The organism is Phycisphaerales bacterium, assembly GCA_016699835.1.
GTDB lineage: Bacteria > Planctomycetota > Phycisphaerae > Phycisphaerales > UBA1924.
Genome location: CP064987.1, coordinates 1,963,207 through 1,977,106, shown reverse-complemented (window position 1 = coordinate 1,977,106; position 13,900 = coordinate 1,963,207). Strand labels below are relative to the sequence as shown.

Genomic DNA, 13,900 nt, shown 5'->3' with positions numbered 1-13,900 from the left:
CAGTTCGCAGACTCGTGGCTCTCAGGGGCGGCTATCGCGAGGGCTCCTCCGACGCCAGGTATGACGACGTACGCCACGCCCGCCGCGCCCGTTCGACCAGAGACTCCTCATCGCCCTTGGGCGCGACCGCGTTCCCCGGTGCCGAGAACGCCACACGGAACCCCACGTCGCTGAACCCCTCCAGCGATTGGCTCAACGGCACGCCCTGGGGCGTCTCCGCATCAATATCCGGTGGCGACAACGCCGACCCCCCGATCACGCGCAACTTCGACCCCCGCCCAAGTAGTTCCGTGATCGCCGCGTCATCCCCCACGCCCAGCCGCTCCAGATCCCCGGGCGACTCGTACACATATTCGCTCACGTTCCCGATCAGATGCCTGAAAAACCGCCCCGCCCCGGCACCCACCGGCGCGAACCACAAGTATCCATCATCAGCCTCCGTCACCACACCCCCGTCCGCCGACGCCGAAGGCCGACGCATCCCACTCGTCCTGAAGATCCCCGCGTTCGGCGCGTCCGGCGTGTGCTGGATCAACCCAAGCGTCCTCTCGAACTGCTGCCGCCAGCGCGAGTCACGCACATTCCACACCGGCTCCGTGCCCGCGACCTTCCGCTCTGCTGTGAGCGCCTGCTTCCACTCCGACGACGTCGGCAATCGGCACCCCATCAATCGAGACACGTGCACCGCTGCCCGACCCGAAACGTACTGCATCGGCATCGACTCGGTCGGTGCTGCCACCTCGCCCGCGATCGCCTCCGGGTAATAATCCTCCTCCGCACGCGTCATCGGCCGCAGCCATCCTCTGCTCGTGTTCCCCGCGACCGCCGGGCTCGGCACGATCGGCGACAACAACCCGCGATCGATCGATGGCGCCTCCCCCTCGCCCCACGTCCACGACCGAGACGGATCCCACGTCCACACGCGAGGCCCAAGCCGCGGATCGTCCGTCCGGGGATCGAATACCAGCATCAAGGGCCGAACCCGCGCCCAGTCACCCTGCCCGAAACTCTCGCGAGAACCACCCTCCTTCGCGTCGCTCACCACGAGCGCGAACTCCGCCAGCGACACCTCCGTCGTCGCGAGATACGTCACGCGAGAACGCCCCGGCACGCCCAGCCGACGAAACTCCAGCCGAAGTTCCTGAGGCCGACGCAGCGACTCGGGATCGCTCCCCTTCCAATCCGGCACCTCCACCACCTTCCGATACGCCACCACCGATCCGTCCGCGGCACCCCCGGCAAACTCCCACCCCGCGCTCCCGGGCCCAAGGAGCGTCAGGTTCCGCTCATCGGGCAGGTCCTTCGCCCCGTGCAACAACCCCGTAAACGCCTCCACACTCGCCCGCCGCGCTATCCCCGGGCCCAGTGCCTCAACCGCGGCCAACGTCTTCGACATCAGCGCTTCCACGCTCCGAACACGCTCCTCGCGTGGCCGATCCGACGCCTCGATCACGTCCAACTCCTGCCCAAACCGCCACCGAGTCGCGTTGAACCGTGCGACCAGCGAGAGTGAGTCTTCATCCCTCTCGGAGATGCCCCAATAGGCCTTCGCGCGCATCGCCGCATCCACGTTGGCGCCGTCTTGCTCACGACCCTCCATCAACCCGCGCCACATCTGATGACGGGCGTCCGCGACGCGCGCCTCGAGTGCACCGCGCAACGCGTCGGGCAGGCCCACCAGCATCTTCGGCACGCGCTCGTTCGCCAGCACGCCCGCCTCCGACGCACGCTCGGCCTTCCCGGGCCAACCCAGACTCGCCAATCGCTCCAATCCACCCACCGCCAGCGACGCGTTCCAGCCCTCGCGAGCCGCCGAATCGACCTCTCGCGCCAACTCATCCCCATCTCGCCTCGTGCCAAGACCGATGACGCCGTCCAACGCCGCGATCGCAGGCGAAACCGCCTCCTTCGCCGCCCCCGAAAGCCCATCCAACTCCTCGCGCAATCCCCGCGGCGTCACGCCCTCGATCGCCTCGTCGGCTCGGATGCCACCCGCCAGAAGTCGCTCCGCCAGGCACGCCCGCTCGATCTTCGCCCGCAGGACCACCTGCTCCTCACCCGACACCGCCGCGAGTTCGTCGAATCGCCTGCCGAGTTCGCCATCGCCCGCGCCCGACGCTCGAAGATCTCCCGCCGCCGTCGCCAGAGCGCGGGCACGCACCTCACCCAGCGCCTCGCCCGCGCGCGCATCATCCACAAGCCCGCATCCCACCGGCGGCCTCACGCCCAGCCCGATCCCCGCCTCGAACTTCGTCACAAGCCCATCCAGCCGCCCGACCGCCTCGCGCGCCGCCGCGTCACCGATCGCCGGGTCCATCGCCCCGACAACCTCGGCAAACGCGCCGCGCATCTCCGTCGAGGTCGCCGAGCACGCCTCCGCAGCCTTCGCGAGGTACTCGCGCACGCGTGCGCGGCCCCGCACCCGCTCGCTCTCGATCTCCCCATCGAGCGCCCGCGACTCCCCCGCCGCCCATGCCACCTCGCCCCGCACCCACTCCTCGATCTCGCGCGACCACGTGGGCGACGCCGCCGCGTCCAGCCGCTGCCCGAGAATCACCAGGCGACGCCCGATCTCCAGAGCGCTCGGCGTGGGTGAGCCGCCGGCACGCTGGTCAACGAGCAACGCGTCGAACCGCGCGCGCAGCGCCTTCAACTCGTCGGGCAAACCCCATGTCAGCCGCGGGTCCGCCCCGGGCTCGGGCACATTCGTCGTCGGCGTCGCCTGGGCCGTGGTCGGGTCCACCACACTCGGCCCGGGATCGACGCGTGGCCGCGTCTCACCGCCGACATCCACACCCAGACCCTTCGGCGAGAGGTCCACCTCGAAGTACCCGCGCTTCCACGCCCACCACATTCCGCCCGCGAGCAGCAGCGACAACGCCACCGGGCCAGATGCCTGCATCACCCGGCGCCAGCGTCGCCGCTGCGCCACCCGCGGCTGGGGCACATCCTCAAAGAGTTCGCCCAGGTCCTTCTCGCTCGCGATGACGCTCGCCCGAGCCTGTGTCACGCCCGACCCGAGCATCGCCTCGCGGATCGCCTGCTCACGGGCAGCCTGTCGCGCACGCCCGTCGTCCTCATCCGGGCCCAGCGGCTCGATGGGTCCGGTGCGTGCCGCCACTCCAGGTCCGACGCGATCGCCCCGCGACGGGCCGTGCTCACGCCACACGTCGATCCGCTTGCGCGCCTGCTCGATGGAACCCTGTGGCGGATTCGGACCCTTCGTCGCCAGGCCGACGGCCGTCGGCGGCGCGACGATCGGACTCCACGCGGCCTCCGACGGCTCGCCCAGCACCACGTCCGCGTGCCCACCCTGCACATCCTCGACCACCATCACCGACGTGCGACGCCCCACCATCTCGTCGGCCATGGCCGTCCACACGCGCGACGCCTCGCCCACGCGCCCGGCACACTTGGGCACACGCAGCACCAGCCCCTTCCCCGCCGACGCGCCCTCGATCGCGTGCATCACCCGGACCAGGCCCATCCGCGCGTCGAGCGGGTCGGGCTCGCCCTTCTCATCCAGGTTCAGATCCGGGTGGTCCACCAGTCGCTGGATCAGGCTCCCCTTCCCCGGGAACGCCTCGGCAACACCCCGCGCCTGCACCGACGCGACCTCCAACTCGGCGCGCGCGGACTCGATCACCTGCTCGGTCACGATCGCCGAGGACGACATGGCGACCTTGTCCGCGACGCCGCTCAGTTTGCCGACGACCTGCTCCATCATCCAGAGCACGGGCAGCCCCTGACAGACGGCCGCGACCGCGGCATCCTTCTTCAGGCTCGCCACGATGAGCGTCTCGCCACGGCGCCAGACAACCAGTCGCTCGCGTGCATCGCCCAGGCGTTGCCAGGGCGTGAAGACACGATCGATGACCGGTGCGCGCGCGTCGCCCGGCTCGCCGGCGTCGCTCACCCCCGCGCGCGACCACGCCAGGAGCGCGATCGATCGTGTTGCCGCGTTGCCCTGGTTCGGCCCGTCGCCCACGCGTGTCCTCCAAAGGGTGGCGTTTGCCGCGCCCTCACGGATGAATCATCGGCGCCCAAAGACAATCGGGCACCACCCCGATATCGGACGCATGGGCGCTTCTCCACTGTTTCCCAGGCCGCACACCCCCGCCGGTCAACGTCCCCCCACCGCGGCTCGGCTCGTGTTGACCTCGCTCCCAGTCGATTCCACCGCGTCGCCGAGTGTGGTGCGAGCACGCCGCCCGACGACGCCGGCCGAGTGTCCATGCCGCCTGGGAGGGGAGAGCGATGCGAGCGATGAAGTCCACGAAGGTGATCACGATCGTGCTGGCGGCCGGCGTCCTGTCGCTCGCGGGCGGGTGCTCGTCGTTCCACACGAGCGCGCCCGTCGCGCAGTGCAAGATCGACCGGCGCTGCGGCGTGGGCGACTCGCTCGGGCTGGCGATGGTGAACAACTGGACGTACCAGGTCGCCAAGGCCGAGGCGATCAGGGACGGGCGCTCCTTCGCGACCGTCCTCGAGCCCGGCGAGTAAACCATCCGCCCCGTCGCTATTCGACGTCCTTGCCCTCAATCACGTCGGTGATCTTCGGCGCGGCGTGGGATTCCATCGTCCCACTTTTGAGCCGACCCATGTACTCGTGGTAGGCCTTCATCGCCATCGGCCCGAAGATGAGCATGATGGGGATGTTGGCCCAGAGCATGACGCCGGTGCCCAGGGTGGAGATCGTGTCGAGTTCGGCCTCGGTCTTGACGATGCTTGGGACTGTCGCGACGATGACGAGCAGGCAGTACAGAACCCGATACGGCGTGATCGCACGCCTGCCGAAGAGGTACACCACGCCCTGCTGCCCGTAGTACGACCAGGAGATGATCGTGGAGAAGGCGAAGAGAAAGGCCGTGACCGGCACGATCCACTTTCCAAGGCCCGGGATGACGCGGTCGTAGGCCTTCGCGGTCAGTGTGGCGCCCTTGAAGCCGAAGTACACACCATCGCGCACAACGGTGAGTGGTTCCTTGGATGCAAAGCTGAAGGCGGGCTTGCCGTTTGCTTTGTCATCCTTACTCCGTCCATCGAAGACGGCGTTCCAGACTCCATCTTCGGTGCTGGGTTTCTGGAGGACGCCGTTCACGCGAAGGTGGTCGCCTCCGGTCTCCGCGTTGCTCTTCGCCGAGCCTTTGAGAACCAGGAAGATGTCCATGCCGTCGCGCATCTGCGAATCGGCCTCGTTCACGTTCTCGACGCGCACGCCGATCGGGCTGATGAGGTAGCGTGTCTCGCCATCATCGTTGAGCCAGGGCGTCCCGTCGGCGTTGGTCACGACCGACGCGACGGGCGTCACGCCGTCCATGTACCGCAGGGCCGGCTCGCGATTCCACATCCCGCTGAGCAGGATCACCAGTGCCGTGATCGTGCAGACGACGATCGTGTCGATGAATGGCTCAAGCCCGGCGACGACGCCCTCACGAACCGGCTCGTCGGTCTTGGCGGCGGAGTGGGCGATCGGGGCCGAGCCTTGCCCGGCCTCGTTCGAGAAGAGCGCTCGCTGCATGCCCTTCAGGAAGCCATACCCCATCGTCCCCCCGAGGAACGCGCCCGTCGCCTCGCTGGGCGAGAACGCCTCCCTGAAGATCAACCCGAACATCGCGGGAATCTGGTCCATGTTCGTGACGATGACGTACAGCCCGGCGAGGATGTAGATCGCGCACATGAATGGCACGATCTTGCCCGCGATGTCGCCGATGCGCTTGATCCCGCCGATGATGACGATCCCCACGCCGACCGCCAGGAAGATCCCCGTCGCGACCTTGGGGATCTCGAAGTAGGTGAACCCGATATCGGCGACGTTCCACGCCTGGAACATGTTCCCGCCGGTGACCGCGGAGATGATGAGCGTAATGCAGAAGACCCCGCCGACAATGGCCCCCAAGGGGGCAAGGGCCGGGCTGATCTTGGCAAAGCCGTTCTTGCAGACCCACATCGCCCCGCCACGCGGGTTCTCGGGGTCGGACGTGTCACGGAAGAGCAAGGCCTGGGTGACCTCGGTCATCTTGAGCGCCATCCCGACAAGCCCGGTGACCCACATCCAGAAGACCGCGCCGGGTCCGCCGACAGAGATCGCGATGGCGACGCCGGCGATATTGCCCAGCCCCACCGTCGCGGAGAGCGCGGTCGAGAGCGCCTGGAAGTGGTTGATGGCGCCGGGATCGTGCTTGTCGTCGTACTTCCCGCGGATCACCGACACGCCATGGGTGATGGCGCGGTATTGCCCAAAGATGCTCCAGAGCGTGAAGAGGATGCCGACTCCAAGCACCACATAGAGGACCGTGTTGTCCCACAAGACGTTATTTATCACGTCCATCAGGGCCATGAAGCGTTCGATGAACTTGTCCATGCGCGGAGATCTCCTTGATTGGCCACCATACCGCCGCGTTCGGATTCTCGCCAGCGTGGGGCTATCGGACCTCGATGAAACAGAGTCCATCGGACATTGGCGTGCTCTGGCTTGATCCTGTGAGCCAACGCCCGGAGAACTCTTGTTGTTTGCAGCCCAACGCGTTAGCCTAACGCTTCAATGAGGAGACTTGGGGCCATTACCTGCTTGTTCGTGGCGTGTCCGGTGTGGGCCGCCGCACCGATTCGATCGGCGTCGATCGTCGCGCGCACCGGCGACACAATACCGGGCGTCGGCACCATCGCCACACTCTCCTCGCCCTTCACCGATCCTTCGGGACGAGTGGGCTTCATCCTTCGACTCGCCTCGGGCGGACACGCCGTGTGGTATGACACGGGCGTCGTCTTCACGAGCGCCGACGCCCCGGCGCCCTACTCCTTGAACAACACGATCGAGAACACCATGGGCGTGGGCGCGCTCGGGAGGTTTGTCTACAGCCCCGCCATCATCAACGCTGCTTCAGGCGTCGCCCGCGACGGGTTGTGGTCGAGCCGTGGCTACATCCTCAGCGACACCGACCCGGCACCCGGGCTCGACACGCGATACATCCGCTTTGCCAGCCGCCCGCAGATGTTCGGCGACTCCGGCTTCTCCTTCGTCGCGGGAACCGGTGCGGCCCCAACCGGCTCAACCTCCGCCCAAACGCTCTATCGCGGGACGCTCACTGACACTTCCTACACGATCACGCCGGTCTTCTCGACGGGCGATCTGCTCGCGGGCCTGCCCGTGCGGTTCTCGTCGCCCGTGATCTCGTTCCCGTATCAGTTCTCCGACAACGGGCAGCACCTAGCCGTGCATGTCGAACTGGACACCGGCTCGACGCTGACCGATTCGTGCATCGTCGTCGATGGGTCGATCCTTCTGCAGGAAGGCTCTCTCGTCGTGCCCAGCCCGGGGTTTGACGATATCTATCAGGGATTCCGCTGCGTCGCGATCAACGACCTGGGCGACACGCTCGTCGGCGCGAACACCTTCGCGGCTCCGTTCGAGGGCGTCCTTGTGTGCAACGGCGAGGTCGTCATCCGCGAGGGAGACACGGTCGATGGCGTGACGCTGCTCGATCCGGCCGCCGTCCAGGCCGTGAGCCTCTCCAACGCCGGATGCGCGGCCTTCGTCTGGACGCACACGAACAACACGCACGCGCTCTTCGCCGGACCGATCGACAATCTGCCCAGCGCGACGCTCGTCCTCGAGAATGGCGACACGCTCGACACGACGGGCGATGGCGTGCCCGAGCATCAGGTCGTCTCCATCGCCGCGGCCTCGCTCATCGGGCCGGCGATTGATCTCGCCGACGATGGGCTCATCCACGTGCTCGCGCACCTTCGTGACCTGGCGACGCTCGAGGAGTTCGACGCGGTGCTGCGCCTCGCGTCGCCGTGCACGACGACGGTCGTCTGTGTCGCGGACATGGACGACGGCAGCGGCTCGGGCACTCCGGATGGGGCTGTCACCATCGACGATCTGCTCTACTACATCACGATCTTCTCGCAGGGGCTCTTGTGGGCCGACGTGGACAACGGGACAGGGACGGGCACCACCGATGGAGCCGTGACCATCGATGATTTGTTGTACTACCTCGCGCGATTCCAGGTCGGGTGTTGAGGGGCCTTGTGCTGAGAGGCTCTGGGATCGCGATACTCGGGCCGGAATGCGGGCGACAGGAATCGAACCTGCACGGCCTTTCGGCCACGGGAACCTAAATCCCGCGCGTCTGCCAGTTCCGCCACGCCCGCGTCGGATGAATCGTAGAGGGTGACCACGATGCCCACGAAACGCCGCCGCACGTCTTCCAAACGAGTCGATCGATCGAACCAAGAATCTCCAGCGAATCTCCCATGTTCTTCGATGCTCTCTTCTCGCACGCCGCAATGGAATGACCCATGACCACCCACGCCAAGCCGCTCACGCTCTCGCCGCTCCTCCTGAGGCTCTGCCTGGGGATCACCATGCTCTGGGCGGGGCTGGGGAAGATCATCCCCACGATGCCGGTCCAGGGTGAGCAGGCCGCCATGCTCGCACAGCTCGGCGTGATCGAGCGCCCCGTCACCGAGACGCCCCAAGGCCCGGAGCCCACGGCGGCGGAGTTCCCGGGTGAACGTCAGGTCCGGCGCGTGCATGGCATCACGCTGCTGCTGGCACAAAGCGCCGAATCACACACGCCCACACCCGAGGCCGGCGCCGAGACCGCGCCCGAACCTTCGACCACGGTGCCAACGCCCGCACACGACGAAACGCCAGACGCGCCTGTCGTGGAGCCGACGGCCGGCGCGGGAACATCCACGCCGCTCGTGACGCGCCTCTGGCCCCGGTTCCTTTCGGAAGGGCGCTGGCCGGTGTACGGCGCCTGGGCCGCGGCCCTCACCGAGACGATCGGCGGGGCGCTCGTCCTCGTCGGCCTGCTGACACGCCTCAGCGGATTCGCGCTCGCGTGCGTCATGGGCACGGCAATGTGGCTCACCCAGATCGGGCCCGCGATGATGAGCGGCGACGCGGCCCTGGGATTCCTCCCCAACCACGGCGCGTGGGATATTGCCAACGGACAGGCCGCATTCGCCACGCTCTTCTGGCAGTTCTCGCTCTTCTCGATCGCGCTCGCGCTGCTCTTTATGGGCGCCGGAAAGGCGTCGATCGATCGGGCCCTTTTCGCGCCCGCCGTCGACGAGGCCCACCATCCACGAAGCGCCCGTCGCGCCCCGCAGCATGATGATGAGGACGACGAAGACGAGGAGGAGTAGGCGATCCCTACGATTGTCCGATGCCATTCGCGACCGGCATCCTGAGGCCCCGAACACCCGAGCAGCGCGACCGCCAGTCGCTCACGACGGCCGTTGTCGCCTCGATCGTGGCCCATCTCTCGGTCGTCGCGCTGCTGGTCGTCATCGCCTCGTTCTCGCGTCGTCCGGATCGGATCGGCCTCTCGAGCGCCGGCCTGACGCCCGAGCCGGAGTCGATCCTCACGCTCGTGCCGGCGCCGCCGAGCGTGAATGAGCCGATCGTCGACCCGCCCCCGGCCATTGAGCCCGAAATCGCCACGACACCAACTGTGGCACCGGTTGCCGAACCGGTGATGGAGCCGACTCCCACGCCGGAAGCGCTTCGACTCGACCCTCCCGCGCCCGTGGCTCTCCCTCCCGCGCGGCCGACGTCCGAAACTCCCGTTCATTCTGCACCCGCTACAGCACCCGCGCCCACGACGCCGACCATCGAATCGCCGTCGCCCGTGCCGCCGCGTCCCTCGGTGTCCTACGCCGATGGCGACGCCACACCCGCGAGCAAGGTGGTGTATGTCCTCGACGCCTCGGGCTCGATGGCCAACTCGCTCGCCTTTGCCGTCGATGAACTCAAGAAGTCCGTACGCCAACTCGGCGAGGACCAATCCTTCCAGGTCGTCGTCTCGCATGGCCCGGACCAACCCGTCGCCGTCTTCCCCACCCATGGCCTCGTCGCCCCGACGCGCGACACGATGGCTTCGCTCGCATCGTGGCTGAACCGCGTGCAACTCGTCGGACGCAGCGATCCATTGCCGGGCCTTCGCGAGGCCCTGCGCGTCAAGCCCGACCTCGTCCTTATCCTCACCCAGAGCATCAAGCGCTCCGGGAGCGACGCGAACTGGGGCGCCGGCAACGAGCAGACCCTGGGCGAACTCGACTCGCTCAACCCCAGGAACTTCGCCACCCGCCAACGGCCCGTCGTCATCAAGGCGATCCAGTTCGTCGACGACGACCCGACGGGCCTCCTCCAGGCGATCGCCGAACAGCATGGCGACGGCGAAGGCTCGTATCGCGTCGTGAATCGCAGGCCGAAGTAGGCCGCACGCCCTACCCTCGTCGCGTGACGCTCCCCTCCGCTCCATGGATGCGACGCCTTGCGGGACGGTTCATCGCCTTCGAGGGACCCGACGGCTCGGGCAAGACGACGCAGTATCGCCGCCTCATCTCGCTGCTCCAGCAGCGCGGGCTCACCGTCTGCGAGGTCCGTGAGCCCGGCGGGACACCCATCGGCGAATCCATCCGCCAGATCCTCCTCCACACCAAGGACGAGATGACCCTGCGCTGCGAGATGCTGCTCTACATGGCCTCGCGCAGCCAACTCGTCGAGCAGCGCATCAGGCCCGCCCTCAAACGCGGCGAGGTCGTCATGGCCGACCGCTTCGTCTCCTCCACGCTCGCGTACCAAGGCTCGGCCGGCGGGATCCCCATCCCGGAGATCAAGGCCGTCGCCGACGTCGCGATCCAGGGGGCCTATCCCGACCTGGTCATCATCTTCGACGTCGACGAAGAAACGGCCGCCCGGCGGATCTCGCCCCTGCTCGCCGACGTCTCCTCGACCCGAGAAACCAAGGGCCTCGACCGCATCGAATCGCGCGGCCGAGAGTTCCACCGCAAGGTCCGCGAGGGATATCTTGAGCAGGCGCGGCAGGCTCCGGACAGGCACCTGGTGATCGACGCCCGCCGATCCGCCGACGAGGTGTGGCAGTCTCTCCTGGACGCCCTGGGCGAACGCTTCGAGGCGTAGACCAAAGTACGCGTCGCTACACTCTCGAACTCGAGAGGAGGCTCCATGCGCGCCCGCCCCCGCACGATTCTCGCAATTGGTGCTCTCGTCGCGTCCCTGGCCGGGTCCTGCGCGCGGGTGGTCGCCCAATCTCCCGCCTCAATCGACGCGCCCGCGACCACTCGAAAGGCGTCGATACCCGAGGCTCCCCAGTCCCACTGGTGGAACGACGCCATCGGCTACGAGATCTTCGTCCGGTCTTTCAAGGACTCCTCCTCCGGCCCGCTCGCCAACGACGGCGTCGGCGACCTCCGCGGGCTCATCGACTCCCTCGACTACCTCAACGACAACGACCCGAGCACCGACACCGACCTGGGCATCAATCTCATCTGGCTCATGCCCATCATGGAGTCCCCCTCGTACCACGGCTACGACATCACCGACTATCGCACCATCGACCGCGAGTATGGCACCAACGACGACTTCAGGGAACTCGTGCAGAAGTGCCACACGCGCGGGATCCGCGTCGTCATCGACCACGTCGTCAATCACTGCTCGTGGGAGCACCCCTGGTTCAAGGAGTCACGCGATCCAGGCTCACCCAAACGCGACTGGTTCATCTGGTCGTTCGAGGACCCGGGCTGGAAGGGCCTGTGGCACCAGCCCGTCTGGCACCACACCGACAAGGGGTTCTACTACGGCATGTTCTGGAAGGGCATGCCCGATCTCAACTATCGAAACGCCGACGTCACCAAGGAGATGGAGGACATCACGCGGTACTGGCTCCACAACTACGACGTCGATGGCGTCCGCCTCGACGCGATCCGCCACCTCATCGAAGACGGCCAGATCCAGGAGAACACCCCCGAGACCCACGCCTGGCTCAAGGAATACAACGCGTTCTGCAAATCCCTCCGCGCCGACTCCCTGACCATCGGCGAGGTCTGGTCGCCCACGGCCGAGGCGTCCAAGTACATCCCCGACGAACTCGACCTGGTCTTTGAGTTTGAACTCGCCGACGCCACCCTGCACTCGATCGTGTCGCGCGACGCGACGAAACTCCGCAGCGCGCTCGAGGGCGTCCTCCGCAGTTACCCGCGCAACCAGTTCTCAAACTTCCTGACCAATCACGACATGAACCGTGTCATGAGCGTGCTCAAGGGCGACGAAACAGGCGCCCGGCTCGCCGCCGCGATCATGCTGCTGGGCCCGGGAATGCCGTTTCTCTACTACGGCGAAGAGATTGGCCTCTCGGGCGAGAAGCCCGACGAGCGTCTCCGAACGCCCATGCCCTGGACCGGCGCGGAGAACCTCGGATTCACGATCGCGAAACTCTGGCAAGCACCCCAGCCCGACTACGCCACGCGCAACATCGCGACACAAGCAAGCGATCCCGCGTCGCTCCTCAACTGGTACAAGAAACTCATCCGCGTGCGATTATCCGACGCGACGCTGCGCCGGGGAGACACACGCCTTGTCTCCGTCACCGATCCGCGGATCCTCGCCTTTGAGCGGACACTCGAAGGCGAGTCACGGCTCGTCGTCGTGAATCTGGGTGACGAACCGATCCGCGACGCCGTGCTGAAGGACCCCGACGCGCGCCTGTCGAGGTTCGCCTCGTCGATCGATGTGCTCACCTCAACGCCTCACACCGGCCAGTCACTCACGACCGCGAAGGCCATCGTGCCGATCTCCGTCCTCGAACCACGCCGCGTCTATCTCCTCAAGCCCACGCCTTGATCTGGCTCCTGCTCATCCCGATCGCCTTCCTCTCTGGGTCGATTCCCTTCGGCCTGCTCATCTCTCGCGCCAAAGGCGTGGACATCAGAAGCGTCGGAAGCGGGAACATCGGCGCGACCAATGTTGGCCGCGCGCTCGGTAGGCCATACTTCTTCCTCTGCTTCTTCCTTGATTTCCTCAAGGGCTTCGCGCCGACGCTGGTCGCCGGCCTGGCGACCCACTCCGCCGGTCGCCTCCCCCTCGAACCCCGCGAGTCGCTCCCCTGGCTCGCCTGCATGGTCGCGCCGGTCTTGGGACATGTCTTCTCGCCCTGGCTGAAGTTCAAAGGCGGCAAGGGCGTCGCAACCGGCGTCGGGGCGATCGTCGCGATCTATCCCGCGCTGACCATCCCCGGCGTGGGGGCGCTCCTCGTCTTCCTCATCATGCTGAAGACTTTCCGGTACGTCAGCCTCGCCGCGATGACGGCGACCTGCATCCTCCCCCTGCTCGTGGCCATCCATCTGATGTGGGCCGCGCCCGCCCTGGGACTCGCCACATCCGCGACATCCAATCCCCAGGCTGCCCCGTTCGTGGGTGTCGCGGTGCTGCTCGCCGTGCTCATCGTGTGGACGCACCGGGCCAACATCCGGCGCTTGCGAACCGGGACTGAGCCGAAGGTCGGGCAGAAACCGCCCGCAAAGGCCACATCTCCCTCAACCTGAAGTTATCGGACTCAAAATCGACACTCCAGAATCGACCCCCAAACCACAGTGCGAGGGTGGCGATCGCCGATGCACCGGCATGATCTCGGACGTTGGTGTGAAGGCGCAGGATCTGCGCGAATCGCACCGGTCCGGGAAATGCGTGGAGCATCCCATGGTTCTCTCGAACGAAACTCGGTCCCTGATTCCGCCGATGCCCTTCTCGTTCCGCCTGTATGCGGAGAGGGAGGTTGATGGAATCATGAGTAGCAAACTGCGCCTCACCAACGACGAGACCAACGACGCGATTCCGTTCCCGGCGGAGAGCGTCAGCCGGATCGGACGTTGGGCTCCCAAGGGCCTGACCGGCGAGGGCGACTTCGCCTCCACGGATGAGATCATCCGCCAGGCCGAGTCCACCCTGGACCGCATGGATCGGCAACTCGCCGGCCTGCGAAACCTTCTGGGCGACGACTTCGATCGCGACGACGGCCCGCGTGCCGCCTGATCGCGACGCACGCAACCTGAACCCCCCCCGGCCGGGCTTCCTCTGGAGGCT

10 protein-coding genes and 1 tRNA gene are annotated in these 13,900 nt (G+C 66.8%); 8 read left to right on the top strand and 3 right to left on the bottom strand.

From position 1 onward, the window contains the following. Window positions 1-31 precede the first annotated feature (31 nt). Window positions 32-3,988: a hypothetical protein gene (locus IPK69_08250; GenBank protein QQS07999.1), complete on the bottom strand. Its 3,957-nt coding sequence runs from the start codon at window positions 3,986-3,988 to the stop codon at window positions 32-34. Window positions 3,989-4,266: 278 nt separating this feature from the next. Between IPK69_08250 and IPK69_08245 the strand changes: the two genes are divergently transcribed. Beyond that, window positions 4,267-4,503 (top strand): hypothetical protein, encoded by a 237-nt coding sequence (locus IPK69_08245; GenBank protein QQS07998.1) that lies wholly within the window; start codon window positions 4,267-4,269, stop codon window positions 4,501-4,503. A 16-nt stretch (window positions 4,504-4,519) separates the two neighbouring features. Here IPK69_08245 and IPK69_08240 read toward each other — a convergent pair whose 3' ends face one another. Beyond that, on the bottom strand, window positions 4,520-6,364 hold the full coding sequence (locus tag IPK69_08240) for a sodium:alanine symporter family protein (GenBank protein ID QQS07997.1): 1,845 nt from the start codon (window positions 6,362-6,364) through the stop codon (window positions 4,520-4,522). Window positions 6,365-6,544: 180 nt separating this feature from the next. On the opposite strand from IPK69_08240, the gene IPK69_08235 reads away from it, so the two are divergent. Beyond that, on the top strand, window positions 6,545-8,029 hold the full coding sequence (locus IPK69_08235; protein ID QQS07996.1) for a hypothetical protein: 1,485 nt from the start codon (window positions 6,545-6,547) through the stop codon (window positions 8,027-8,029). A gap of 47 nt (window positions 8,030-8,076) precedes the next feature. Here the strand turns inward: IPK69_08235 and IPK69_08230 are convergent. Next, a tRNA-Leu gene (locus tag IPK69_08230) sits at window positions 8,077-8,160 on the bottom strand. Window positions 8,161-8,307: 147 nt separating this feature from the next. Here IPK69_08230 and IPK69_08225 point away from each other — a divergent pair. The 6 genes from IPK69_08225 (at window position 8,308) to IPK69_08200 (ending at window position 13,849) form a co-directional block, all read left to right on the top strand. Then, window positions 8,308-9,162 (top strand): DoxX family membrane protein, encoded by an 855-nt coding sequence (locus IPK69_08225; protein QQS07995.1) that lies wholly within the window; start codon window positions 8,308-8,310, stop codon window positions 9,160-9,162. A gap of 20 nt (window positions 9,163-9,182) precedes the next feature. Then, a complete protein-coding gene (locus IPK69_08220) occupies window positions 9,183-10,235 on the top strand; it encodes a hypothetical protein (GenBank protein QQS07994.1) in 1,053 nt (350 codons plus the stop codon). A 47-nt stretch (window positions 10,236-10,282) separates the two neighbouring features. Then, window positions 10,283-10,942: a dTMP kinase gene (tmk, locus tag IPK69_08215; GenBank protein QQS07993.1), complete on the top strand. Its 660-nt coding sequence runs from the start codon at window positions 10,283-10,285 to the stop codon at window positions 10,940-10,942. A 45-nt stretch (window positions 10,943-10,987) separates the two neighbouring features. Beyond that, window positions 10,988-12,661, top strand: coding sequence for a DUF3459 domain-containing protein (locus IPK69_08210; protein ID QQS07992.1), 1,674 nt, complete (start codon window positions 10,988-10,990; stop codon window positions 12,659-12,661). Then, the gene (gene plsY, locus IPK69_08205; GenBank protein ID QQS07991.1) at window positions 12,658-13,362 is read left to right on the top strand and encodes a glycerol-3-phosphate 1-O-acyltransferase PlsY; all 705 of its coding nucleotides are present in this window, start codon (window positions 12,658-12,660) and stop codon (window positions 13,360-13,362) included. Before IPK69_08210 ends, plsY begins: the two co-directional genes overlap by 4 nt. Window positions 13,363-13,603: 241 nt before the next feature. Further along, complete coding sequence (locus IPK69_08200) at window positions 13,604-13,849, top strand: hypothetical protein (GenBank protein QQS07990.1); 246 nt, start codon at window positions 13,604-13,606, stop codon at window positions 13,847-13,849. Window positions 13,850-13,900 lie beyond the last annotated feature (51 nt).

Bases quoted from the DNA above. Each gene is read 5' to 3' on its own strand.
- IPK69_08235 (QQS07996.1), top strand. From the start codon at position 6,545: ATGAGGAGACTTGGGGCCATTACCTGCTTGTTCGTGGCGTGTCCGGTG.
- IPK69_08200 (QQS07990.1), top strand. From the start codon at position 13,604: ATGAGTAGCAAACTGCGCCTCACCAACGACGAGACCAACGACGCGATT.
- IPK69_08220 (QQS07994.1), top strand. From the start codon at position 9,183: ATGCCATTCGCGACCGGCATCCTGAGGCCCCGAACACCCGAGCAGCGC.
- IPK69_08240 (QQS07997.1), bottom strand. From the start codon at position 6,364: ATGGACAAGTTCATCGAACGCTTCATGGCCCTGATGGACGTGATAAAT.
- tmk (QQS07993.1), top strand. From the start codon at position 10,283: ATGCGACGCCTTGCGGGACGGTTCATCGCCTTCGAGGGACCCGACGGC.
- IPK69_08210 (QQS07992.1), top strand. From the start codon at position 10,988: ATGCGCGCCCGCCCCCGCACGATTCTCGCAATTGGTGCTCTCGTCGCG.
- IPK69_08245 (QQS07998.1), top strand. From the start codon at position 4,267: ATGAAGTCCACGAAGGTGATCACGATCGTGCTGGCGGCCGGCGTCCTG.
- IPK69_08225 (QQS07995.1), top strand. From the start codon at position 8,308: ATGACCACCCACGCCAAGCCGCTCACGCTCTCGCCGCTCCTCCTGAGG.